The sequence below is a fragment of the Larkinella sp. VNQ87 genome, from assembly GCF_049445795.1.
In the GTDB taxonomy this organism is placed as follows: domain Bacteria; phylum Bacteroidota; class Bacteroidia; order Cytophagales; family Spirosomataceae; genus Larkinella.
On sequence record NZ_JBMSDT010000008.1, the window covers coordinates 158,274 to 182,399 of the forward strand.

Annotated in this window: 18 protein-coding genes; 11 read left to right on the forward strand and 7 right to left on the reverse strand. The window is 52.9% G+C overall.

What is annotated here, in order from left to right; genetic code table 11:
• Positions 1-7 precede the first annotated feature (7 nt).
• The 9 genes from ACO2Q8_RS15340 (at position 8) to kynU (ending at position 12,382) form a co-directional block, all read left to right on the forward strand.
• Positions 8-3,250 (forward strand): SusC/RagA family TonB-linked outer membrane protein, encoded by a 3,243-nt coding sequence (locus ACO2Q8_RS15340; RefSeq protein WP_423345713.1) that lies wholly within the window; start codon positions 8-10, stop codon positions 3,248-3,250.
• Positions 3,251-3,307: 57 nt separating this feature from the next.
• Positions 3,308-5,056: a RagB/SusD family nutrient uptake outer membrane protein gene (locus ACO2Q8_RS15345; protein ID WP_423345714.1), complete on the forward strand. Its 1,749-nt coding sequence runs from the start codon at positions 3,308-3,310 to the stop codon at positions 5,054-5,056.
• 156 nt (positions 5,057-5,212) lie between these two features.
• Positions 5,213-5,674: an HYC_CC_PP family protein gene (locus ACO2Q8_RS15350; RefSeq protein ID WP_423345715.1), complete on the forward strand. Its 462-nt coding sequence runs from the start codon at positions 5,213-5,215 to the stop codon at positions 5,672-5,674.
• Positions 5,675-5,753: 79 nt separating this feature from the next.
• Positions 5,754-8,012 carry a TonB-dependent receptor gene (locus ACO2Q8_RS15355; RefSeq protein ID WP_423345716.1) on the forward strand — a complete coding sequence of 753 codons (2,259 nt, stop codon included), beginning with the start codon at positions 5,754-5,756 and terminating at the stop codon, positions 8,010-8,012.
• A gap of 123 nt (positions 8,013-8,135) precedes the next feature.
• Positions 8,136-8,714 (forward strand): helix-turn-helix domain-containing protein, encoded by a 579-nt coding sequence (locus tag ACO2Q8_RS15360; protein WP_423345717.1) that lies wholly within the window; start codon positions 8,136-8,138, stop codon positions 8,712-8,714.
• Positions 8,715-8,939: 225 nt separating this feature from the next.
• On the forward strand, positions 8,940-9,170 hold the full coding sequence (locus tag ACO2Q8_RS15365; protein ID WP_423345896.1) for a four-helix bundle copper-binding protein: 231 nt from the start codon (positions 8,940-8,942) through the stop codon (positions 9,168-9,170).
• On the forward strand, positions 9,088-10,662 hold the full coding sequence (locus ACO2Q8_RS15370; RefSeq protein WP_423345718.1) for a hypothetical protein: 1,575 nt from the start codon (positions 9,088-9,090) through the stop codon (positions 10,660-10,662). Before ACO2Q8_RS15365 ends, ACO2Q8_RS15370 begins: the two co-directional genes overlap by 83 nt.
• A gap of 35 nt (positions 10,663-10,697) precedes the next feature.
• The gene (locus ACO2Q8_RS15375) at positions 10,698-11,051 is read left to right on the forward strand and encodes a heavy-metal-associated domain-containing protein (protein WP_423345719.1); all 354 of its coding nucleotides are present in this window, start codon (positions 10,698-10,700) and stop codon (positions 11,049-11,051) included.
• A 95-nt stretch (positions 11,052-11,146) separates the two neighbouring features.
• Positions 11,147-12,382 carry a kynureninase gene (gene kynU / locus ACO2Q8_RS15380; protein ID WP_423345720.1) on the forward strand — a complete coding sequence of 412 codons (1,236 nt, stop codon included), beginning with the start codon at positions 11,147-11,149 and terminating at the stop codon, positions 12,380-12,382.
• Between the two features lie 34 nt (positions 12,383-12,416).
• Here kynU and galU read toward each other — a convergent pair whose 3' ends face one another.
• From galU to ACO2Q8_RS15400, 4 genes are all read right to left on the reverse strand, one after another.
• Positions 12,417-13,286: a UTP--glucose-1-phosphate uridylyltransferase GalU gene (galU, locus tag ACO2Q8_RS15385; RefSeq protein ID WP_423345721.1), complete on the reverse strand. Its 870-nt coding sequence runs from the start codon at positions 13,284-13,286 to the stop codon at positions 12,417-12,419.
• A 124-nt stretch (positions 13,287-13,410) separates the two neighbouring features.
• On the reverse strand, positions 13,411-14,406 hold the full coding sequence (locus ACO2Q8_RS15390) for a mevalonate kinase family protein (RefSeq protein ID WP_423345722.1): 996 nt from the start codon (positions 14,404-14,406) through the stop codon (positions 13,411-13,413).
• Between the two features lie 267 nt (positions 14,407-14,673).
• A complete protein-coding gene (locus tag ACO2Q8_RS15395; protein ID WP_423345723.1) occupies positions 14,674-15,036 on the reverse strand; it encodes a hypothetical protein in 363 nt (120 codons plus the stop codon).
• 687 nt (positions 15,037-15,723) lie between these two features.
• A complete protein-coding gene (locus ACO2Q8_RS15400; RefSeq protein ID WP_423345724.1) occupies positions 15,724-16,095 on the reverse strand; it encodes a response regulator transcription factor in 372 nt (123 codons plus the stop codon).
• 208 nt (positions 16,096-16,303) lie between these two features.
• Here ACO2Q8_RS15400 and ACO2Q8_RS15405 point away from each other — a divergent pair, with 208 nt between their 5' ends.
• Positions 16,304-17,221, forward strand: coding sequence for a ThuA domain-containing protein (locus ACO2Q8_RS15405; protein ID WP_423345725.1), 918 nt, complete (start codon positions 16,304-16,306; stop codon positions 17,219-17,221).
• Here ACO2Q8_RS15405 and ACO2Q8_RS15410 read toward each other — a convergent pair.
• Entirely contained in the window at positions 17,215-20,031 is a 2,817-nt protein-coding gene (locus ACO2Q8_RS15410) for a PAS domain-containing sensor histidine kinase (protein ID WP_423345726.1), read from the reverse strand. The two genes, ACO2Q8_RS15405 and ACO2Q8_RS15410, sit on opposite strands and share 7 nt — an antisense overlap.
• A 210-nt stretch (positions 20,032-20,241) precedes the next feature.
• Between ACO2Q8_RS15410 and ACO2Q8_RS15415 the strand changes: the two genes are divergently transcribed.
• Positions 20,242-20,877, forward strand: coding sequence for a 3-keto-disaccharide hydrolase (locus ACO2Q8_RS15415; RefSeq protein WP_423345727.1), 636 nt, complete (start codon positions 20,242-20,244; stop codon positions 20,875-20,877).
• Here the strand turns inward: ACO2Q8_RS15415 and ACO2Q8_RS15420 are convergent.
• Together ACO2Q8_RS15420 and ACO2Q8_RS15425 are read right to left on the reverse strand one after the other, a co-directional pair.
• The gene (locus ACO2Q8_RS15420) at positions 20,872-22,587 is read right to left on the reverse strand and encodes a hypothetical protein (RefSeq protein WP_423345728.1); all 1,716 of its coding nucleotides are present in this window, start codon (positions 22,585-22,587) and stop codon (positions 20,872-20,874) included. The genes ACO2Q8_RS15415 and ACO2Q8_RS15420 overlap by 6 nt on opposite strands.
• Positions 22,588-23,958 (reverse strand): Gfo/Idh/MocA family protein, encoded by a 1,371-nt coding sequence (locus ACO2Q8_RS15425; RefSeq protein ID WP_423345729.1) that lies wholly within the window; start codon positions 23,956-23,958, stop codon positions 22,588-22,590. It lies immediately after the preceding gene.
• Between the last annotated feature and the right edge of the window lie 168 nt (positions 23,959-24,126).

Here is a 24,126-nt window from a genome sequence, read left to right on the forward strand (position 1 = left end):
ACCTATTATGAAAGCACAATTCTACAGATTGTTTCAGTCTGCTTTCTTGGGTGCATTTATGTTATTGTGGAGCATAAATGTCATGGCCCAGGAACGCCGTGTCACAGGGAAAGTAACCGGCGCTGATGGCCCTGTCCCGGGAGCAAACGTCGTAATCAAAGGCACAACAACCGGTACCTCCACCGACGCCAACGGTGATTTTGCCCTTTCAATCCGGGGCGCCAATCCTACCCTTGTCATTTCCGCCATCGGCTTTAAATCAACCGAAATAGCCATCGGAAACCGCAGCACTGTCGAAATTCGTTTGGAAGATGATGTTACCGCTTTGAGCGAAGTTGTTGTAACGGGGTATAGCACCGACAGCCGCCGGGAGACAACCGGTTCGGTTGCGATTGTTAAATCCCGCGATTTGACGGCGGTGCCGACCGGTAACGTCGAACAAGCGCTGGCCGGTCGGGTAGCCGGGGTTACGGTTGTGACCAATGGTCAGCCCGGTACCACGAGCCAAATCCGTGTCCGGGGTTTCGGTGCTTTCGGTGGGAACGAACCGCTCTACGTTGTGGATGGGGTGCCCGTGCCTTCTACCGACTTTATTGCACCGGATGACATCGAAACAACAACCGTGTTGAAGGATGCCGCAGCTGCTTCTATTTACGGTGCACGGGCGGCCAACGGTGTTATCGTTTACACCACAAAAAAAGGCTCGAAAACCGCCCGCAAGCTCTCTATTTCGTATGATGGGCAGTATGGGGTGACCTTCCCGGGCAAAGGACAGGAAATGCTGAACCCAACGGAGTTTGCCGAGTGGACCTGGAATGCATTCCGGAACTCCGGTCGGAAAGTAGGCGATGCCAACTGGACGCACCCGCAATTCGGTAACGGCGCAACCCCGGTTATCCCGGATTACATCAACGTGGGTGGCCGTTCGGGCGTGGTCGGTACGATCGACCTGGCGGCAGAACGGGCGAAATACAACGTCGATCCGACGGCTGGGCCGGTTTATCAGGTCGTTCGGGCCAACAAAGCCGGTACCGACTGGTACGATGCCATTACCCGCGTCGCTCCCATTCAACGTCATTCGCTGGGCTTCTCCGGCGGTACGGATTACGCCCGTTACTACATCAGTTTCAGTGCTCAGAACCAGAAAGGGATTCTGTACAGCAACGACTTCAACCGGTATACCTTCCGGGCGAACTCCGAATTCAATGTGTCAGATAAAATCCGGATCGGCGAAAACCTTCAGTTTACCTACCGGTCAGCGATTGGTTTATCGGGTGACAATGGTGGTCAGGGGGTTGCCGACGACGAAAACGACATCTTGGCGGCTTTCCGTATGCCTTCCATTATCCCGATCTACGACGAATTTGGTGGTTACGCCGGGACGGCAGCTAAAGGGTTCAACAACCCCCGGAACCCGGTGGCTTCCCGCGATGGTCTGAAAGATAACTACGCCTTCAATGGGAACGGTTTTGGTAACATCTACGTCGAATACGACCCCATCCCGGGCCTGACGCTGCGGACCTCACTGGGTGGCCAGTATGACAACTTCTACAACTACGGCTACTCACGTCTGCAATACGAAAACTCCGAAAACAACTCAGCCTTCGGCTACAACGAAGGAGGAGGATATACGTTCCGGTGGTCGCTGACCAACACCGCTACCTACAAGAAGAAATTCGGTGTTCACGGCGTTGAAGTGCTACTCGGACAGGAAGCTCTCAATACGGGCCAGTTCCGGAACATGAGCGGAAACGGTCTGAACCCCTTCTCGACCGACCCTAACTACGTAACGCTAAGTACCACCTCAGCCAGCGGTCGGGTTGTGAACAGCAACTATGGTCGGGGGGTTAATTTCTACTCCCTCTTCGGTCGGGCGGTGTACAACTTCAACGACAAGTATATCTTGACCGGGGTGATTCGCCGGGATGGTTCGTCGCGGTTTGGGGCCAACAACCGGTACGGGGTATTCCCGGCCTTCTCAGCGGCCTGGCGCGTCTCCTCCGAGGAATTTATGAAGGGGCTGACCTGGATCACTGACCTGAAACTGCGCGGTGGTTACGGAACGATGGGGAACTCCAACAACGTAGACCCCAACAACCAGTTCAGCTTGTATGCCGCCAGCATCGGCCAATCGGCCTACGACATTAACGGGTCAAACAGCAGCACCCTTGAAGGATACTACCGGACTCGGATCGGTAACCCCGATGCTAAATGGGAAACCAGTGTCACGAAGAACATCGGGATCGATGCAACCTTCCTGAATGGTAAGCTGGACGTAGTACTCGACCTGTGGCAGAAAGATACCCGGGATCTGTTGTTCCAGGTACCGGTAACGGCGACGTTGGGCTACCGGGCTTCGGCACCATCGGTGAACGTCGGTAAAATGGTGAACAAAGGGATTGATATTCAGGTCATCAACCGGGGTAAAGTTACCAACGACCTGGCCTATGAAGTCACACTGACGGGCGGTTTCCTGAACAATGAGATCGTGGAACTGGCTCCGGGTTTGTCCTACCTGACGACGGTGAACCCCGGCTATCGTGGCATCAACCCGATCCGGAACCAACTCGGCTACTCGATCTCGGCCTTCTACGGCTATCAGGTAGTTGGCTTGTTCCAGAATCAGGAAGAAGTTAACTCGGCTCCGGCACAGGATGGAAAAGGCGTGGGTCGGTTCCGGTATGCTGACCTGAACGGCGACAACAAAATTGACGTCAACGACCGGACGTATCTGGGTAGCCCGGTTCCGAAATTCAGTGGTGGTTTGAACCTGAAACTGAACTATAAGAACTTTGAACTGAACACCTATTTGAACGCCTTCCTGGGCAACAAGATCTTCAACGTGTCGAAATGGTTTACCGACTTTTATCCGTCATTCGCCGGTGCCGCCATCAGCGCCCGCGTGAAAGATTCATGGTCGCCAACCAACACGGGGGCTACGACGCCAATTTTTGAAGATGCTTCGAACTTCAGCACGAACACCCAGTCGAACTCGTTCTACGTGGAGCCCGGCGACTACATGCGGATGCAGAACGTTTCGCTGTCGTACAACCTGCCCGCTTCTCTGTTGAGCAAAGCCAAAATTCAACGGGTGAAAGTGTTCGCATCGATCAACAACCTGTTCACGATCACCAAATACCAGGGTTTAGATCCCAGCGTTGGCGGGAATGCCGATACGCAGTTCGGGATCGACGTAGGGAACTACCCGATGACCCGTCAGTTGCTCGGTGGTTTGAGCATTGGATTCTAATAGTACCCGTAAGCGATTCACCACCTGTCACTTACAGTTCTAACGATCAAAAAAAACATGAAAGCTATATTTAAAAAAGGAGTCATTACAGCAACGGCCTCGGCAACCCTGATGTTGGTGGGCTATGCCTGCAAAGACAGTTTTCTGGAAATACCGGCGACCGGCCAGGTCAGTGAATCCCAGCTAACCTCGAAAAAAGGTCTGGAAGGCGCTCTGATCTCGGTGTACGGGCAGCTCAACGGCCGCGATAACCGGATGGCCAGCCCCTCCAACTGGGTCTGGGGAAGCATCCGGGGGGGCGATGCCAACAAAGGAACCGACCCCGGTGACTTTAGCGACATCAACCCCATCCAGCGCTTCGAATACCTGAGCACCCAGGGGGTTATTCTCGACAAATACCGGGGTAACTACGAAGGAATTGCCCGGGCTAACAACGTCCTGAAGCTGATCGGCAAAGCCGGGGCGGATGTGACGGCAGCCGACAAACAGCGGATTGGGGGCGAAGCACGGTTCCTGCGCGGCCATTACTACTTTGAGTTGAAACGGGCCTTCAACAACGTTCCGTATGTGGACGAAACGATGGATTACGGCACGGGTATCGAGAAAGTGAAGAATGACAAGGAACTGTACCCCCTGATCGAAGCCGACCTAAAATATGCTTACGACAACCTGCCCGAAACCCAGTCGGCAGTAGGACGGGCCAACAAATGGGCGGCTGCTTCTTACCTGGCTAAAGTGTATCTGTATCAAAAGAAATACACCGAAGCCAAAGCCCTGTTTGATCTCATCATTGCTAACGGCAAAACGTCCAATGGCAAGAAATACGGTCTGGTACCGCGTTACGCTGACATGTTCCGGGCCTCGAACGACAACAACGAAGAGTCGGTTTTTGCGATTCAGGCGGCTGCTAATACCGGGAGCGTGAATAACGCCAACCCCGAGTTTGACCTGAACTATCCGTACAACACGGGTCCGAACGGTCCGGGTAACTGCTGCGGTTTCTTCGCGCCTTCGTTCGAAATGGCGAACTCCTACCGCACCAATGCCAACGGATTGCCGCTGCTGGATGGGTCGTACAACCTGCCCGCCAATGAACTGAAAACCGACCAGGGGATTCAGTCGAACGTAGCTTTCACGCCGGATGCCGGCAACCTCGATCCCCGGATTGACCACGTCATCGGTCGTCGCGGAATTCCGTTCCTGGACTGGATCGATCACCCGGGCTTCGACTGGATTCGGAACCAGGCTAACGCCGGTCCGTATTCTCCGAAAAAGTTTGCGTACTACAAATCCGACGTAGGGTCGTTGCAGGACAACAGTTCCTGGACGCCGGGCTACACGGCGTTGAACTTCCCGGTTATCCGCTACGCCGACGTGCTGTTGATGGCGGCTGAAGCCGAAATTGAAGTCGGTTCGCTGGCTAAAGCCCGCGAATACACCAACCTGGTCCGGGCACGGGCGGCCAATCCGGCCGGTTTTGTTACGAAAGCGGGCGCTCCGGCGGCTAAATATTTGATCGATGTGTATCCGGCGGCCAACTTTGCCGACAAAGCCATTGCCCGTCAGACGGTTTACTTCGAACGGAAACTGGAGCTGTCACTGGAAGGACACCGCTTTTTTGACCTTGTTCGCTGGGGATTGGCTGATAAAGAGGTCAATGCCTACCTGACCTATGAAAGCAAAAAACTGGTCGGTGCCCTGGGTGGGGCCAAGTTTACCCCGAACAAACACGAATACCTGCCACTGCCACAAGATCAGATCGACTTGCTCGGTGCCGATATTTTGAAGCAAAACCCCGGTTATTAATACCATTCATTTCGTAATCATACACTTAAATGATAAAACCGGTGAGGCTGTGCTTCACCGGTTTTTTGTGTCTTTTCCCCAAGGACAAAATCATGTACGTTCATCCAAAATCATGTACTTGTTTTTCTACGGCTCATATTCTACTTTTGTTTCGTCATGAAAAAGACTTTCTGCCGATACGTTAACCTCCTGATGGCCTGCCTTGTACTGCTGAGCAGTACCGGTTTTGGCCTGATTGAGCATACGTGTCTGATGCGCGGGAAGAAAGTTTCCATGACAATCAACCGATCGGAAAAAGCGACCTGCGCCGTTCATCAGAAAAAATCGTTTTCCGTCTCCCGGCAGTCGTCGATTGGCCCGGTTATTAAACGGTCCGATTGCTGCAAGGAAGAACAGCGGTATGAAAACGTCGATTTTTCGTCGTCCCTCACCCAACTGGTCGCCAAATTCATTAAGTCGACAACGGATCTGGCCGGAGCTGCCGCAGCGACCCTGGTTAGCTGGCTGGTAGAGACGCTGTTTGAAGTAGAAACCGAGTCCGTCGCATTCCGGGTTGACTCTCCTCCTCTTCCCTACGGGCGCAGCCTGCTCTCGTTCGTCCAAAGTTTCCTGCTATAGATCATTTGGTCAAGAGTGATTCCTGTCGGTGCGTCGAAACGCATCCGCCATTGTACATTCTTTACACACCAATACGATCATGTTTTCAATTCCAGACTATTTCAGGGAATGGATAGCGACAGCGTTATCCCTGTTTATTCCCTTCTTTTCGGGTGCCCAAACCATCCACGGCACCGTTTCAGAACAAGTGAACACCCAAACCGTACCGCTCACGGGGGTCAATATTTACTGGGCCGGAACCACCCAAGCCACGACTTCCGACGCGAACGGTCATTTCGCCATTGCCCGTAGCGAATCCTCCAACCAGCTGGTGTTCAGCTTTGTAGGCTTCAAACCGGATACCATTGCGGTAACCGATCAAACTGAATTGACGGTCGTTCTGACCAACCAGAATACCTTACAGGAAGTTACGGTGCAGGGGGCCTCATCGCAGATCGACCGGATTTCTCCCATTCAGAACGAAATCATCACCACCCGAACGCTGGCGAAAGCCGCCTGCTGCAATTTGTCGGAATCCTTTGAGACCAACGCTTCGGTCAACGTATCCTACAGCGACGCCGTAACGGGTGCCAAACAGATTCAGATGCTGGGGTTAAGCGGTAATTATGTCCAGACCAATATCGAAAACATCCCGACCATTCGCGGGCTGGCATCCACCTTTGGGCTAAACTACATTCCCGGAACCTGGATTTCGTCCATCGACATTGGCAAAGGGGCCGGTTCGGTCGTAAACGGGTACGAAGGCATGTCGGGTGCCATGAATGTGGAATTGCAGAAACCGGATGCCCGCGAACGCATCTTCGCCAATGCTTACGTCAACAGTTTCGGGCGTGTTGAGGGCAATCTAAACCTTTCACGTCCCCTGTCGGAAAAGTGGAGTATTGGTTTTCTGGGCCACGCCAGTACGCTCCAAAACCGGATCGACCAGAACGGGGACAACTTCCTGGACCTGCCCCTCTATACCCAATACAACGGCATTGTCCGGGCCAAATACGGTTCGGAGCGGTTTATGAGCCAATTTGGCGTGAAGGCGCTGTACGAAGACCGCACCGGCGGACAGGCGACAGAAAATCGGGTTGGTGTACCCACCTACCGATTCACTAACACCACGAAGCGGCTGGAGGTGTTTTCCAAAACCGCCCGCCTGTATCCCGAAAAACCGTACCGGGGTCTGGGCCTGATTCTGAATGCCGTCCACCACGAGCAAAATTCCCGGTTTGGCTTTATTCCCTATGACGGGCGGCAACAATCGCTGTACGGAAACCTGATTTACCAGTCGATCATCGACAACACCAACCACTCGTTCAAAACCGGGCTGAGCTACCTGCTCGACGATTACCGCGAAAAATACCGAGATACCGTCATGACGCGAACCGAGTCGGTACCGGGTATTTTTGGGGAATATACTTACAAATACCTCGACAAACTCACGTTGGTAGCGGGTGCCCGGCTGGATTTCCACAACCTGTTCGGCACCCAGTTTACGCCCCGGTTTCATGCCAAATACGACCTAAACCACCGCCTGACCCTTCGCGCTTCGGCCGGACGCGGTTTTCGGACGCCGAATGCCCTGGCCGAAAACTACGGGTACCTGGTTAGTTCCCGAACAGTTTATTTCGACGACAAACCGCAGGCCGAAGTGTCGTGGAATTACGGAACCAGTCTGGCGCAAGAATTCAATCTGTTCGGACAGAAAGCCTCGCTGGTGCTGGATTATTACCGCACGAATTTTCAGAACCAGTTGATTGTCGACCTGGAACACCCACGTGAACTTCACTTTTATTACCTGACAAGTCGGTCGGCTCCCGGCCTGAAAACCCGGTCATTTGCCAACAGTTTTCAGGCAGAGTTCAACTACCAACCCATCAAACGGATGGAGGTGAAACTGGCTTACCGGCTTTTCGACGTCCGGCAAACGATGGGCATGACCTTCGGTGAAAGCATTTTACTGCCCCGGATGATGGTCAGCCGCGACCGGGTGCTGTTCAATGCCGGATATGCCCTCCCCTACGACAAATGGAAGTTCGATTTTACCGTGCAATGGAACGGACCGCGCCGAATTCCGTACCTGCGGGAAGGCTACGAACACACGAGTTATCAGAACATGCCCCGCGAAAATGCACCCGGTTTTTACAACATCAACGCCCAGGTGAGCAAAGCCTTCCCGAAATGGGAGGTTTATCTGGGCGGTGAAAACCTCGGAAACTTCCGGCAGGCGAACCCGATTGTCGGTGCTAGTGACCCTTTCGGACGAGATTTCGATGCGGCCGCCCGGGTTTGGGGCCCCATCACGGGCCGGATGCTTTACGCCGGTTTTCGGTATAAACTTAAAATCTGAACTGTCTGAACCGGGATTCCACAGATTAAAGGATTAACTGGGATAGCTATCGCGATCTTTTTTTTACATCCTGGTTAATCCCTTAATCCGTGGAATCCGAGTTCAAGACAGTTTACGACGATCATGAAACTACTCATCAAACATATGGTCTGCGGACGGTGCAAGCGCGTGGTCCGTGATACGCTGGAAGAAGTCGGTATTGAGGTTCAGCACGTGGAACTGGGGGAAGTCGAAATCGGTGAGTTGCCCGCGAACGTTACGTTGGAACAAATCCGGCAAGCGCTGGCCGAAAACGAGTTTGAGCTGCTGGAAGACCGAAAAACGATTCTCGTCGAGCAGATTAAAACCACCATCATCAATGAAATTCACCACGACCGGCGCGAGCGGCCCGAACACCAGAATTTGTCAGATTTTTTGGCTCAGAAAATGGGCTACGACTATTCGTACCTAAGTCATCTGTTTTCGGCCTTGGAGGGAATAACCATTGAAAAGTTTGTCATTGCGCAAAAAATTGAGAAAGTAAAAGAGTATTTGCTCGATGGCGAGTTAACACTTAGTGAAATTGCCTGGCGGCTGGGCTATAGCAGCACACAACATTTATCCAACCAGTTCAAACAATTGGTTGGTCTGACACCCAGCGATTTCAAACGTACCGGACGCCGGTACCGAACGGATATCGATAAGGTTGGTGTATCAAAATGATGCACAACATAGCCCAATTTTTGTACGTCCACCCAACCCAGGATTGCTAATTTTGTACACCGGCCGTAACCGAAAATCGTTTAAGCCCTTTTACAACACGCTAAACAATAAGACGTTATGGAAACGATGCAACACCACGAAGAGCATGTCCAAATCTGTTTCGATTGTGCAGCCGCCTGCGAACGCTGCATATCGGCCTGTTTGCAGGAAGAGCATATCGCGATGATGCGCAACTGCATTCAGCTTTGCCGCGATTGCGCCGATTTTTGCCGGATGTGCGGCAGCCTGACCGCCCGCAATTCTGATTTTATGATGAACTTTATGGTCTTGTGCGCCGATGTCTGTGACGCCTGCGCCGACGAATGCAGCAAACATGACCACGAGCCTTGCCAAGCCTGCGCCGAAGTCTGCCGTCGTTGCGCCGACGATTGCCGCCGGTTATCAGCCAATGCATGAGCACCCGTTTGAATGTAAATTTATTGTCATGAATACAACCGTAAAGCCGATCCTGCTGTTCTTTTTTTGCGGTTTAACGCGGTTGGCCCTGGCCGACGGGTTTCCGGCCGATACCAGCCGGAAACCCGCCATGCCACCCGCGAAGAAAATGATGCGGCAGGATAGCATGAACCATGCCGCGATGGGTCATGCGATGCACAACATGATGCAGATGCAGCAAAGTCTGTCGATGATGTCGAATCTCTATTCCCGGAACCTGCCCATGAACCGGAACGCTTCCGGCACCGCCTGGCATCCCGACCAAACGCCGATGTATATGTACATGAGCCATCCGCAAAGCCAGTCCGGCAACCCGTGGATGACCATGTTGCACTACAGCCTGTTTTTACGCCATACGAATCAGAATTTTACGAATCCGAACGGCAGGGGCCGGGCCAGGCAATTCGACGCCCCCAACTATGTGATGGGCATGGCCCAGCGTCCTGTTGGACAACGCGGGCTACTAGCCATCAAAGCTATGCTTTCGCTTGATCCGCTGACGGTCGGAAAAAACGGTTATCCGTTGCTGTTTCAGTCGGGCGAAACCTACAACGGCCAGCGCCTGATCGACCGGCAGCACCAGCACGATCTGTTTTCGGAGTTGTCCGTCGGGTATTCCTACGCCCTTTCACCGAATGCCGATGTGTTCGGTTACGTGGGTTATCCCGGCGAACCGGCCCTGGGGCCTCCGGCTTTCATGCACCGGATTTCATCGTTCAACAACCCGGATTCACCCCTGGGCCACCACTGGACCGATGCCACGCACATTACCTTCGGCATCGCAACGGCGGGTTTTCGGTACAAAATTGCTAAATTGGAAGTGTCGAGTTTTACGGGTCGGGAACCAAATGAAAACCGCTTTGGCTTCGACCGCCCGCGTTTCGACAGTTATTCGTACCGCTTATCGGTGAACCCGTCGCCTTCGCTGGCCCTGCAGTTTTCGCAGGGGTATATCAACAGTCCGGAAGCCATCGATCCTGACCACAACATAACCCGGACAACGGCATCACTTTTGCACAGTAAATCGCTGGGACGGCCGGATCGCTATGTTTCTTCAGCGTTGGTTTGGGGCATGAATTCGCACGATGGCGAAAACGAAAGCGCTTACCTGGCCGAAAGCAGTCTGCAATTGGGGCGGACGGCATTGTACGGTCGGTATGAAAACATCACGAAATCCGTTGATGAGTTAGGACTTCGGGATTACTTTACTGACTTACAGGCAAATGACACGGAGTTTGTTACCATCAACAGCTTGACACTCGGGATAAATTATCGCCTGCTTCAGATCGCAGGTTCCGACATGGCGGTGGGTGCGCAACTCACGGGCCACCTTCCCGATCGGGCGCTGGAACCGGTGTATGGCAAAACGCCGTTATCAGGTCAGATTTACCTGCGATTTACTCCATCGCTGATGCCGATGTTGATGCCCGGAAACCACACCAAACACCATTAACCGAAATGAATCTTTTTAACCAAAACTTTATAGCCATGAAAAAGAACTTATTTGGTCTGTTAACGCTGCTTTTGCTGGCCTTCGGGATTACAACCCAGGCAGCCGATGACAAGGAAAAAGAAGTCAAAATCAAAACCTCGGCCATTTGCGAGATGTGCAAGGAACGCATTGAACGCAACCTGGCCTTCGAGAAAGGCGTGAAAGAATCCAACCTGGACTTGACGAACAAAGTGGTGACGGTCAAGTACAACCCCAAGAAGACGGACCTGACGAAGATCAAAGCCAATATTTCCAAAACCGGCTACGATGCTGATGAGGTAACCGCCGACGAAAAAGGCTACGCCAAACTCCCCTCCTGCTGCAAGAAAGGTGGCATGAAACACCAATAAGGAGTTAAGAATTAAGAGTGAAAAGTTAAATGCTCCGCTCGAAAAAAATGCGGCAGCTAACTCTTCACTCTTAATTCTTAACTCATCACTCTTTTATGGAAAACTCACTGGCGTTTGCCCGACAATTGGATCAGGAAGACCCGCTTCGGGCATTTCGCGACCGGTTTTACTTACCGCAGCGGAATGGGGAGCCGCTGATTTATTTTTGCGGCAATTCGCTGGGCTTGCAACCGAAAACCGTTCAGCAGGCACTTGAGCACGAGCTGACCATCTGGCAGCAGCACGGGGTGGAGGGCTGGTTTGAGGGCGAAAATCCCTGGTATTCGATTCACCGGCGCTGCAAAGAGCCGCTGGCGCAGATTCTGGGCGCTTTACCGGCGGAAGTCTGCCCGATGAACAACCTGACGGTCAACTTGCACCTACTGCTCACCTCTTTTTACCGACCTCAGGGTCAAAAAACCAAGATCCTGACCATCGGAGGAGATTTCCCGTCCGATCAATACGCCCTCGAATCGCATTTGAAAAGCCGGGGCCTGAACCCGGATGAACAGTTCATTGAACTGTTTCCCCGTTCGGGTGAACCTACCTGGCGAACCGAAGACCTTCTAAACGCGATTGAGCACTACCGGGATTCGCTGGCGCTGGTGTTGATGAGTGGATTGCATTACTACACCGGCCAAGTGTTCGACATGGCAACGATTAACCAAAAAGCGCACGAAGTCGGTGTTATGGTCGGGTTTGATCTGGCGCACGCGGTTGGGAATGTACCACTGGCCCTCCACGACTGGGGCGTCGATTTTGCCTTCTGGTGCTCGTACAAATACCTCAATTCGGGACCGGGGGGCGTTGCCGGGATTTTCATACACGAAAAGCATCACGCGGCCGGGCTGCCCCGACTGGCAGGCTGGTGGGGTTACGACGAAGCCCGCCGGTTTGAAATGACCAAAGGATTCGTTCCGATGCCGGGTGCTGACGGCTGGCAGGTCAGTACGCCCACGATTCTGGCGATGGCGGTTCACGAAGCGGCCCTGGAAATCACCGCCGAAGCCGGAATGCCTGCGCTACGGCGCAAAAGCGAACAACTGACCGGTTTTCTGGAATTTGTGCTGCGCGATTCCGGCTACCCACTGACGATCCTGACTCCGGCGGAGCGAGGCTGTCAACTTTCGTTGCTCGTGCCTAAAAATGGCAAGGCGGTTTTTAACCAGCTCACCGAGAAAGGCATTATCGGCGACTGGCGCGAACCGGATTGCATCCGGCTGGCTCCGGCTCCGCTGTACAACACATTTGAAGAAGTCTGGCGAGTAGGCCAGGTTTTTCTGTCTGCCTAAAAATTGCGTCGTCGATGGACGTTGCTCGTGGAATCTACGAATGAGCCGCCACCATTTCCTTCAGAAACGCCAGAAAGGGCGCAGAAAACTCCTTGCGTTTCAGCGCAAACTCCACTGTGGTTTTCAGAAAATCCAGTTTATTTCCAATGTCGTGCCGCTTGCCCTCGATTCGGTGCGAGTAGATGTTTTCCCGTTTCAGTAGGAGTAACATCGCGTCGGTCAACTGGATTTCGTTGTTCTTCCCTTTTTCAGTCTGTTCGATGGCCTTGAAAATATCGGGGGTCAGAATATACCGACCCGCAATGGCCAGGTTCGAAGGAGCCGCATCAATTGCCGGTTTTTCAATCAGGGTGTTCAGTTCCATGATGCTGTCACTCAGCGTCGACCCACCCACAATGCCGTACCGATTGACCTTGTCGGCGGGTACCTCCTCGACCGCAATCACTGTACCCCGGTATTGGTCGTAGGTGTCGATCAATTGCTGCGTAACCGGTATCACCGAATCCATGATCGTGTCGCCGAGCAAAACTGCAAATGGCTCATTACCAACATGGTGACGGGCATAATAGATGGCATCGCCCAGGCCATTCAATTCTTTTTGCCGAACAAAGTGAATATCCGCCATGTCCGACAACCGGCGCATTTCGAGCAGCAGCGCTTCGTCATCTTTTTCCTCCAGCCGCGTTTCGAGTTCGTAGTTCCGGTCGAAATGGTCTTCGATCGACCGTTTGCCTTTTCCGGTAATAATCAGAATATCTTCGATGCCCGAATCCACCGCTTCCTGTACGACATATTGAATCGTCGGCGTGTCGATGATCGGCAGCATTTCTTTCGGTTGTGCTTTGGTGGCCGGTAAAAAGCGGGTCCCCAGTCCGGCAGCGGGAATAACGGCTTTCTTGATCATATTGGGTGAAAGAGTGAAAGAGCGAAAGAGTGAAAGAGCCAAAAGCAAAGGGCGGTTTTGCTGGTGAAGCGGGAAAGCGTGATCTTCGATCATTTCGCTCTTTCGCTCTTTCGCTCTTTCGCTGTTAAACTACATACGGTTTGATAACACGGGCATTCAGTTGTTTCATTTGGACAAACAGGCGGTTGAGCATGTCGTCGTCTTTGTAGGTACCGACGATAGCCCCGCCCGATCCGGCAAAGGAGGCCGATGCGCCGATGCGCCGGGCGGCCGCAATCATTTCCAGATTGCTCTCACTGATGTTGTAAATGCGACGGCGCAGGTCGAAATTTTCGTTAATGAGGGCGTGGAGCTGATTGCTATCGTTGTTTAGCAAGGCTTCGCGCCCCTGGCGGGCGACGTCGGCAATCTCCTGCAAGGTCTTGACTACCAGCTCTTCCCCTTTGTCCCAGCGCGACCGCACATCGTTGTGAATCCGGCCCGACTGCTTACCCAGCGATACTTTGTAGGCGATGTAGAGTTTGGGTAATAATCGCGGATCGATAGGTTCATACATGCCGTAGCCACACCGCTCGATCTGTTCTCGGTCGAAGTTCATGTACACGCAGCCTTCGTAACATTGTATGACCCGGTCCTGCAAACCGGCGGTAATGCCCAGTTCCTCCGACTCGGTTTTCAACACCAGTGTGGGCAGTTGTGGCAACGGAACCTCGACCTGGTAGAATTTCATCAGCGCCCGGAAAGTCGCTACGATGATGGCGCTTGAGCCCGATAAGCCCACCTGCCGCGGGATGGATGTACTGTAGCGAATGGTAAAATTTCGGTTGGGAAGCCGGATGCCCTGCTGATCGCAATACTCGCAAAACCGTTTGAGAGCCGCCTTAATGAGCGGGATACCACCATGATACCCCAGCGAAGCCACGGCATCACGAAGGTGGTAAATGCTCCGGAAGGTATTGGTATCCTGGGGTTGGGGTTCGATATTCAGTTCCGGCGACTCGTACAGGGAAATCGATGAACCAAAATTTCGAACCGATATGGAAATGGTCTTGCCAAAAAAACCATCAGAGGGGTTGCCCAGCAGCCCGGCACGGGCGTAGGCGCGTGTTTCAATAATCAAGTCTTTCGCTGCTTGGTAACGTTTGGCGGCAAGTTAGGGGTTAATTGAATACAGCACAATGAAAATAAGCGAGTTCGTATGGATTGAGGCCAGTTTTTCGATGATCCGTGTTTGCTAAGTCTTCTTCGAACCCAAAGTCAGCACGGCCTGCTCTTGAGAGCGGTTACCGTACGGATAAGAAAGGTGGCAAAATTAATCAGCACGATTACCCACAGCAGCTTACTCTGACGGCTACCCATGCGGGACTTGAAGGGAATGAATAACGGACTAATTGCTCGGCTGAACCAGGGCGGGTTTGGCGCTTGTCAGCGCCCGGATGAGTTCTTTCACCGACCGGTTTTCGGCCTCAAGCCGCCGGGAAATTTGGTGCATGAAGTTTTTGAGTGCGGCCTGATCCGAGGAAGCCGGTGCCTTGCCAAGATCCGCAAATACGGTATTCAGGGTGAATAACAATTGACCCAGACGTTCATCGATCGTCTGAACGTTTTCCAACTGCTCTACATTGTCGCGTAAGATCTCCAGTTCGTGATAGAGGTCAAAGGATTCCTGCACATGCCGACTCCAGGACGGGTTTGCCAGCGTGCCTGCCTGAGAACAAGATATAGCATTTAATAATGTCGTTCCCGTCATACTTCCAAACAGCGAATAGGAGATACTTTAATTTATATGAAGCAAATTTTGTACCACGCTATTCTGGCAACGCACTGAAAAAGAAAATATTGCCTGAAAAGCTGGGCTACGGTTTTTAGACCTTTCGTTTGCTCATTTCTGTGACCATCTAATTACAATCTTCTCCATTTGGCATACCCTTTGAACACGTAGGCAAGTATCGGGTAAGTGGCTATCCTAAGGCATATACCCGGTAAAAATCGCGCATGACAGCTATATACCTGATTGGAGTTTCGGTACTCTTGTATTGTTTGGTAGGGGGGTATTTCGCCTATTCTGCCCTAAGCCAACCGCAGAAAGCACCGCACCGATCCCAACGTTTGCTTCTGGCTATGGTGTTAGCGCTCATGGCGCTACTACTGGGTTGGGCGTCAGCCGAATATTTTCGGTAATCAAGTGCCGTTCGAACAATCGCACTATCGTACTTACCTATGGATGAAGATACGTGGTTAACACTTCTCAATGCATTACCTGATGCCAACAATACGGCCCTTGTATTATTTCATTCCATTTCTCAGGCTCAGGATTGGATTCAGCGTAGTGGTCTGGCAACTGATTTACTTTGGCTGGTTACTTATGATGACCAACACTATTGGATTGTAACGGAGGAAGTGGGTCAACGGCTTCTAAATCAAGGCTTTTCACGGCTTATACTGACACCCCAGCCAACTCCTCCACCAGTTTCAGTAACTCCCGGGGATGAAACGGTTTAGATAAATAGGCATCAGCCGGGTAGGTGGCCGATGCGTTATGGTGCAATATTGCCAGATCGATCGAGACAGCAATAACGGCAACCGCTTTTCCAGCTACTTTTCGCGCTTCCCGAATCACGTCAGCACCATCACCATGCGGCAAATGCATATCGGCAACCAATACCGCTGGTTTATGCTGATGCAGCAAAGTAGTAGCCTGCGGCACGTCTGCGGCCTGAAATACCGTGAAGCCCGCCCGTTGCAACGCGTCGACCATTAGTTTGCGCTGTGCTGACTGATCTTCTACGACCAAAACTGACTTCTTCATAGCGTGATCAAATTATCTTTAAATAATATAAAAAAATCACTAACTGCCTGATAATTTATGATTTATTTAACAAATAACAGACCAATTTTATTAATTAAGGTATTTAATTTATAATCATTATGTGTTCATGATAAAACCGGGTCGGTCGGGCCCGGTTTCAGTAGGTTATCTGCAGGGCCATCTTTTGGGGGTACCAACCAACAATCGTATGCTCAGAACCCCTTTTCAGTGCCTGACTGGTTTGCTTTGTTTTCTCATACTACCGCAATTCATCACTCCTGGCCAGGACTCCCCCCGACAGGGGCAACTCCGTGGGAAAAGTGTTTCGAAACGAATTGTTTTTGTTGCCGGAAAATGCAGCCACGGAGCGGGACAACATGAACACAAGGCGGGTTGCCTTTTATTGGCGAAACGGCTGGAGGAGCAGGTTCCCGGTATCGAAACGGAAGTCTACACCGATGGCTGGCCGACGGACCCAAAGGCGTTCGATCAGGCCGCAGCCGTGGTGATCTACGGCGATGGCGGAACGGGGCATCCGGCTATCCCTCACTTGGAAACCCTAAAAAAATTGATGGACAAAGGTGTTGGACTGGCCTGCATTCACTACGCAGTGGAAGTGCCCAAAGGCCAGGCTGGCAACTATTTTCTGGATTGGATCGGCGGGTATTTTGAAACATACTGGTCCGTTAACCCGGTCTGGACGGCCGAGTATAAAGCCCTGCCACAACATCCCATCACGCAGGGTGTCAAGCCATTTACACTCCACGATGAGTGGTATTACCACATGCGGTTTCGGCCGCATCTGGAGGGAGTAACGCCCCTGCTCACCACTGTGCCCCCCGCTTCGACGCTGGATCGAAAAGACGGCCCTCATGAAAACAATCCGGCCGTACGCGCAGAAAAAGGTCAACCGCAACACATGGCCTGGTGTCGGGATCGGCCCGACGGTGGCCGGGGCTTTGGCATTACGGGCGGTCATTTTCACCGGGTTTGGGCCGACGACAACCTGCGCAAACTGGTATTAAACGCCATCGTTTGGGTAGCCCAAGGCGACATTCCGCCCGGAGGTATTTCGTCTGCGACTCCTTCTACCCAGGAAATGAACGAAAATCAATGTCCTCACTGAAGGTGTCGATTGCTTTCCGATCCGGCCTGGCGGCTACATGGCAATTGTACCAGGAACACGGCACCCTGTCCGGGTTCACTTTGGGCAAGAATCTGCCCTTGGTGATTATCGACAATTTTTTTACAAAGAGCCAGCCCAATACCCGTACCACCATACCTTTTGCTCGTATTCAGCCGCTGAAAAATTACAAAAATCTGCTGGGCGAAATGGGGTTCAAAGCCAATTCCGTTGTCTTCAAACCGAAGCTCTACGTAGGTCTGCGTCGGTTTTAACCCGGCAAATCCGGCCAAGTCTCCGGGTGTGAGGATGCGGGCAGAAATCCGGATCATGGGTCTTTTTTCCGTAAATTTCAGCGAGTTGCTGATCAGATTGTAAAAAAGCTGGCCCAACTGAAGCGGAACTCCATCAATCGTTGGCAGCGTTTCCGCCTGAATCTCCGCCCCTTTCTGCTCCACCAGTAATTCCAGATCCACCAGAACCGCCTGCAAAATCGCATTCAGGTCGACCGGAACAAACCGCTCTTCCTGCATGGTCAGCCGGGAATAATTCAACACTTCCCGAATCAGGGTAGACATACGCTGGGCCGACGAATCGATTTTTCCCAGGTACCGATCCACGAGTTCCGGTTGATCCAAACTTTCCCGCAGTAAACCGGAAAACGTCTGAATTTTCCGCAGCGGTTCCTGCAAATCATGGGATGCGATATACGCAAACTGCTCCAATTCCTTGTTTTGCAATTCCAGATCGCGCGAATATTGCCACAATTGATCCTCTGCCAGTTTTTTCTCGGTCAGATCCCGGGTAACTTTAGAGAAGCCGATGATACTACCCTGCTCGTCATGCAGGGCCGTGATGACGGTATTTCCCCAAAATTCGCTGCCGTTTTTCCGAAGTCGCCAGCCTTCATGGGTTGCCCGGCCCTCCCGCAGGGCTTCGTCGATGAGCCGCTCGGGCAGTCCTTTTTCGCGATCCTCCGGCCGGTAAAACACCCGGATACTTTTGCCCACAATTTCTGCTTCAGAATACCCTTTGATTCGCTCGGCGCCCTGGTTCCAGTTTTGAATGATTCCTTCCCGGTTCAGCAATAAAATGGCGTAATCCTGTACTTCATCGACCATTTTGTGGTAGCGTTCCTCACTCCGCTTCAGTTCTTCATTTCGTTGCTGCAAGGTCAGCGTCCGTTCTTCGACTTGCTTTTCCAGCCAGTCGGCCAGATTTTTTTGATCGGTAATGTCCATCGTCGTTCCGTACATCCGGCTTGGTTTACCCTCCTCCGTATACAGCACTTTTCCATTCAGCCGAATCCAGTGTACCGACTGATCCAACCAGACAAAACGGGCTTCGTAAAACAGCCGCCCGGTTCGGATGGCTTCTGCGTGCGCATCAAGCCGAATCTGCCGGTCATCCGGATGAATCAGGCCACTAAAACTGATATGCTCCAGGTTGACCGTCTCCGTATAACCAAACATTTGTGCCAGGCGCTGCGAAAACGTAAACTCCGGTTTGATCATGTCCCAGTCGAAGGTTCCCAAACCGGCAGCTTCGATAGCCAGTTTCTGGCGTGTTTCGCTCAATTCGATTTTCTTCCGAATCATCACCTGCTCCGTCACATCAACGGCCATGTTCATGATTCCGTACACCTGCCCGTTGCTGTCGGTCAATGGTTTGTACGTAAAATTGAAATAAAACGTCTGGAGTTGTCCATCCACCACCAAATCGCACCGGTCCTCGGAGGCTCGGTAGGCCACCCCGGTTCGGTAGACGTTTTGTAAAAGAGCCATAAACGGCTGGCCGTCCAACTCCGGCAGCGCCTGATCAACCGTCTTTCCGATCGCCGAAGCGTCTTTCCCCCATAGGTTCAGCATCGTTTCGTTGGCCAGTTGAATGACCATCTCCTCACCGATATAAATGGCCGTAGCCACCGGCGCTTCCAGCACCATGTTCAACATCCGCCGTTCGCTGGCCTGCAAGTCCTGCTCAGCCGTAATCCGGTCGGTCAGGTCCAGCACAATCCCGCTAAACCGGTAAGGAGTCCCGTCTTTAAAATGCGCTTGTCCGATCGAATGCACCCAGCGAACTTTGCCGTCTTCGGCTCCGAGGGTCCGAAACTGAATATTCAGCCGTTCGCCAATCGCCGGATCCAGCGCCCGGTCAATGGCGGTCTTCACCAACGGATGATCCTCCGGGGCAATGAAGTTGAGGACATGCTCAAAGGGAATAATTTCGTCTTTCGGAAAGCCAAACAATTCGCGGGTGCGGTTATCCCACGTCACAATTTGCGTGACTGGATGAAAGTCCCAGGTTCCCAGCCGGGCAGATTCGAGCGCAAACTCCAGGCGTTCATCGGTATCCTTCATTGTTTTCCGGGTTACTACCTGCGCGGTGGTTTCCAGACAGGTGACCAGGACCCCGGCCGGTTTTCCCGATTCATCTGAAACCGGGCTGTAACTGGAAGTCCAGAAGGTATCCCGTAACTGACCGCTCTGTAAAACCGGAATGCACTGATCTTCGAGCCAGGTAGCTCCCTCTCCTCGTTCAACGTGTTCGATTTGGGGCAAAATGAGCGACCAGCTTTCCCCCCAAACAGCTTCGGCCCGTTCACCCAGAGCCGCCGGATGCTTTCCCAAAAGCTTCAGAAAAGCAGCAAAAGCGTCGTTGTAGAAACAAATCCGATCAGGACCCCAATACAAAATCATGGGAAACCGCGACGGCAGCATGACCGCTAGTGTCGAATGCAGGACCGTCGGCCAGGCCTCCCGGGGACCAACCCGGCTGGCAGACCAATCGTGCACCCGGATGTAGGTAATCATTTCACCCTCCGTGGGACGATCTGAAAAAAGTGAAAGCGATAAAGCAGATTCCATGAAAAGCAGCCTGCTGGGCAAATGAAAACGAGCCAGCAAGGTAACAAGACTCACAAGATAGCACAATAAATCCTATTTTAGCTATCTTTGACCCTATGTGGTCCCGGTTTATTATTTTCCTAACCAGGCCATCCGAACCCTTATTTTCCTGCTAGTATGCGATTTACTCCTTACTGCCTCCTGCTGGCTGGGGCATTGCTGGCGGCCTTTGCGAGCCGATCTCCGCTAAAAACCACCCGTCTTTTTGATGGCAAAACATTTCGGGGCTGGGAAGGCGATACCGTCAAAACCTGGCGAGTTCAGGATGGGGCGCTGGTCGGCGGTTCATTAACCGAAACCGTGCCGAAAAATGACTTTCTCTGCACCACCCGCCCCTACGGCAACTTCCGGCTGCGTCTGAAGTTTAAATTGCTTGGTACCGACGGTTTTATCAACGCCGGCGTGCAGTTCCGCAGCCAGCGCCTGACGAATCCGGCCCACGAAATGATCGGCTACCAGGCCGATCTGGGCAAAGGGTATTGGGCCAGCCTGTACGATGAATCCCGCCGGAACAAAACACTCATCAAACCGGATTCCGTTTTGATTACAAAAACACTCAAACCCGGCGATTGGAACGACTATGAAATCCGGGCCGAAAACCGGCGCATTCGGCTTTTCCTCAATAATCAGCTAACGGTCGACTATACGGAACCCGATGCAACCATTCCTCAAACCGGCCTGATTGGCCTGCAAATCCACGGCGGTGGCAAAGCACTGGTCTATTACAAAGACCTGCTGCTCGAAGAATTATGACAACCGCAGCGTGTGCTGAAAGGGCGTAAAACCAGTCAGGTACACCGTCGGGGCTTCCATCGGCGGCAACGCTCCACGCAGGACGACGGTTTTGTGCAGCGCTTTTCCAGGGCCGAATGTGATGGTGTCTTTTCCCATCGTGTAAGACCCCGAAGATTCATTGAGCAGAAACGCATTCGGTCGGGTCGGGTGTTTGGTAACGCCAGCCAGCGTACCGCCCGGCCGGAAAATCAGTTCCAGCGAAACCGGAACATGGTCGGTGCCGGTAATCCGAATGTCGGCTTCCATCCCGGTATCCGTCTCCCGAAGCGTAATTTTCGCTTCGTACCGTTGCACTTCGGACTGGGACCGACTGGCATGGGGCATTTTCTCCCAATCGCCCTCCGGGTCGATTCGCTCTTTGGCAACCGGCTGGTAATAAGGCCCTTCCAGCGTCTGGACAAGCACCCACGCGTTCCCCTGTTGCTCAATTTGCTGCGTCTGAAACTGCCCTTTCCCAAAAAACGAAGCCGCCAGCCGAACGCCCTGCAAAACCGCATTGCCTTTCGAGAAGGTCAGCCAGACTGGGTTGGTTTTCAGAATCGTACTGTCCCAATTCCCGCGCCGAACCCGGACCAGGCCGGAATGCGGAAACGCTTTGACGTAGCTCGTCGGCAGCGGTTTGCTGGCGGGTAGTTCCTTCCAGAGCGACGGGTCGTCCAGAAAATAATCCAGAAAGTAAACCCCTTTCGACAGTACGGTTTTCTCGATCTGGCGACACAGCTCGGCCAATTGCCCGTTCTGATCGCGCAGGGCCAGGTACCGGGCTGGATAGTAATACCCTTCCAGCGTACCGACCAGTGCCTTGTCCTGCCGCCCCGACGCTTCCGAGACCACCTCGCCGTTCGGGTGAATGTAATACAGCGACATGGTCAGGTTGCGCCGGACGTAGTCCAGCAACTCCGGTTTGTTCATTCCTTTCGCAATCGTAATCAGCAGGCGGTTGGTCAGGGGTGAATAAATTAGCATACTTCGCTCGTTGTACTGCCCGTCGGCATCCATGTCGATGTGCTCGCCCAGCCACTGCTCGATGCGGTTTACGTACCGGGCGTCGGGCCACAGTCCGTTCAGTTTCGTCAAAGCCGCCGACACCACCCAGCGGTGGTTGGGGGTGTGAATACCGCCAACGGACAGCGCATTTCCGGCCCGTTGCAGAAATAGTTTGAGATTGGGCAAAACCGTCTCCTGACCCGGCGTCCCGGAGCGGCTCAACAGGCCATACCCGGTGGTCAGGCGTTTGACGATGAAACCGGTATCGGGCGTTGAATGGAAATTGGTCGAAGGCAGATCGATGGTTCCGTCGGAATGCTGGATTTTCAGCAAATACTGTACGGCCTGGGCGGTTTCGCCGAGCAGTTCCTTTGAACGGTAGAAGGCTGATTCCGGACACGAAATCGCGCATGAACACCGGCGGACAAAATCCGCCGTCGACTGTGCGTTCGGAATATCGTCGCTATCACGGATGCCCCCAAACGCTTCATTTCCGGCCTCAACAACCCGATAAGCCCGAATCTGCCCGATCTGCTGATCATTTGCCCGGATCATGTCGAGCAGCCAGGCGGGTTTAGCATCCGGCGCGGACACAAAAGACCGCGCTGCGCTCACGACCGTGAGCGCAGGCAGTGCGCAGAACGAAACCGCCCCGGCACGTACAAATGTACGGCGGTCCATTTACACTTTTTTCGGATCAGGATGCACCCAGGGACTGCGGTATTTCCGGGCCAGCATGGCGGTCGCTTCACGGTCGCCCACGATTTCACGTTTCTGCGGATCGTAGACCACCGGCCGACCCAATTCCATCGAAATGTTGGCCATCAGACAGCTTGCCGTTGAAATATGCCCCTCCTCAATGTCGGCCACCGGACGACCGTTTTTTTCGATAGCGGCCAGAAAATCAAGCATATGCAGGCGAGTCGCCGGAGCAGCGTTCAGTTCGATCCGCTCTTCGGTGAGGTCTTCAGGGTACTTCTCTTTCTCGTATACGACGTCTTTATGGATCTTCTTCCCTTCTTTATCCATCGGAATGAAATCACACTGCATGGTACTAGCCCACAGGGTTCCTTTGTCGCCATAGAGTGTAAACGACCACGGATAATCAGGATTATTGGGTGTGCCCCAGGTCCGGTGCTGCCACACACAATTCAGTTCAGGGTATTCAAAAACCGCCGACTGCGTATCGGAAATATTGGATTTGCCGTCTTTCTGAACATAAATACCGCCCTGCGAGCTGATGCGCTTCGGCCAGCCGAGTTGCAGCATCCAGCGTACCGTATCAAACATGTGGATACACATATCCCCCATGATGCCGTTGCCGTATTCTTTAAATGTCCGCCACCAACGGATGTGCGGCAAGCCATCGTAGGGCCGCAAGGGAGCCGGGCCGGTCCACAGGTTGTAATCCAGGAAATCCGGAACCGCCTGCACCGCCGGATTGCCGTTGGCCCGCATGTGGAAATAGCAGCACATTTCGACGTGCTTGATGTTGCCCAGCAAACCGGCATCGACAATGTTCTTTTTGGCGTCGATCAGGTGCGGAGTGCTTTTGCGCTGCGTGCCGACCTGCACCACTTTCTTGTACTTCCGGGCGGCCGCTACCATCGCTTCGCCTTCCATCACATCGACGCTAATCGGTTTCTGCACGTAAACGTGGGCGCCGGCTTTGACCGCATCGATGGTTTGCAGCGCGTGCCAGTGATCGGGCGTACCGATCAGCACAATATCCATCTCATTTTCAGACAGCATTTTACGGTAATCACCGTAGAGCTTGGGCGTTTTGCCGGATTTCTGACGCTGGCTAACCAGTTTTCCAGCCGCATTGAGCATATTTTTGTCAACATCACAAAGGGCCACGACTTCTACCGGAGCTACCTGAATAAGCCGGAACAAATCGCTTTTGCCATACCAGCCCGTTCCGATCAGGCCCACCCGCCAGGTTTTTCCCTGGTGCATGACGTCCATGCCATAAGCGCCAAATGTCGAAAGGGCCAGCGACGCCGTCGCGCCTTGCAGAAACCGACGGCGGTTGATATTAAAAAGATCCATTTACGTGAAGGTTTCGGCCCGGGGCCGGGGTTTAGTTTTTGTACTTGTACTTTCTCCGCAAAGTACGAAAGTTTGAAAAACTACCGACACTGAAAAATGTAACTTTTTGTTTCCTCCCCTCAATTTGAGATGAATGCAGCTTATTCCAGAAACCGGCATAACCGGCGA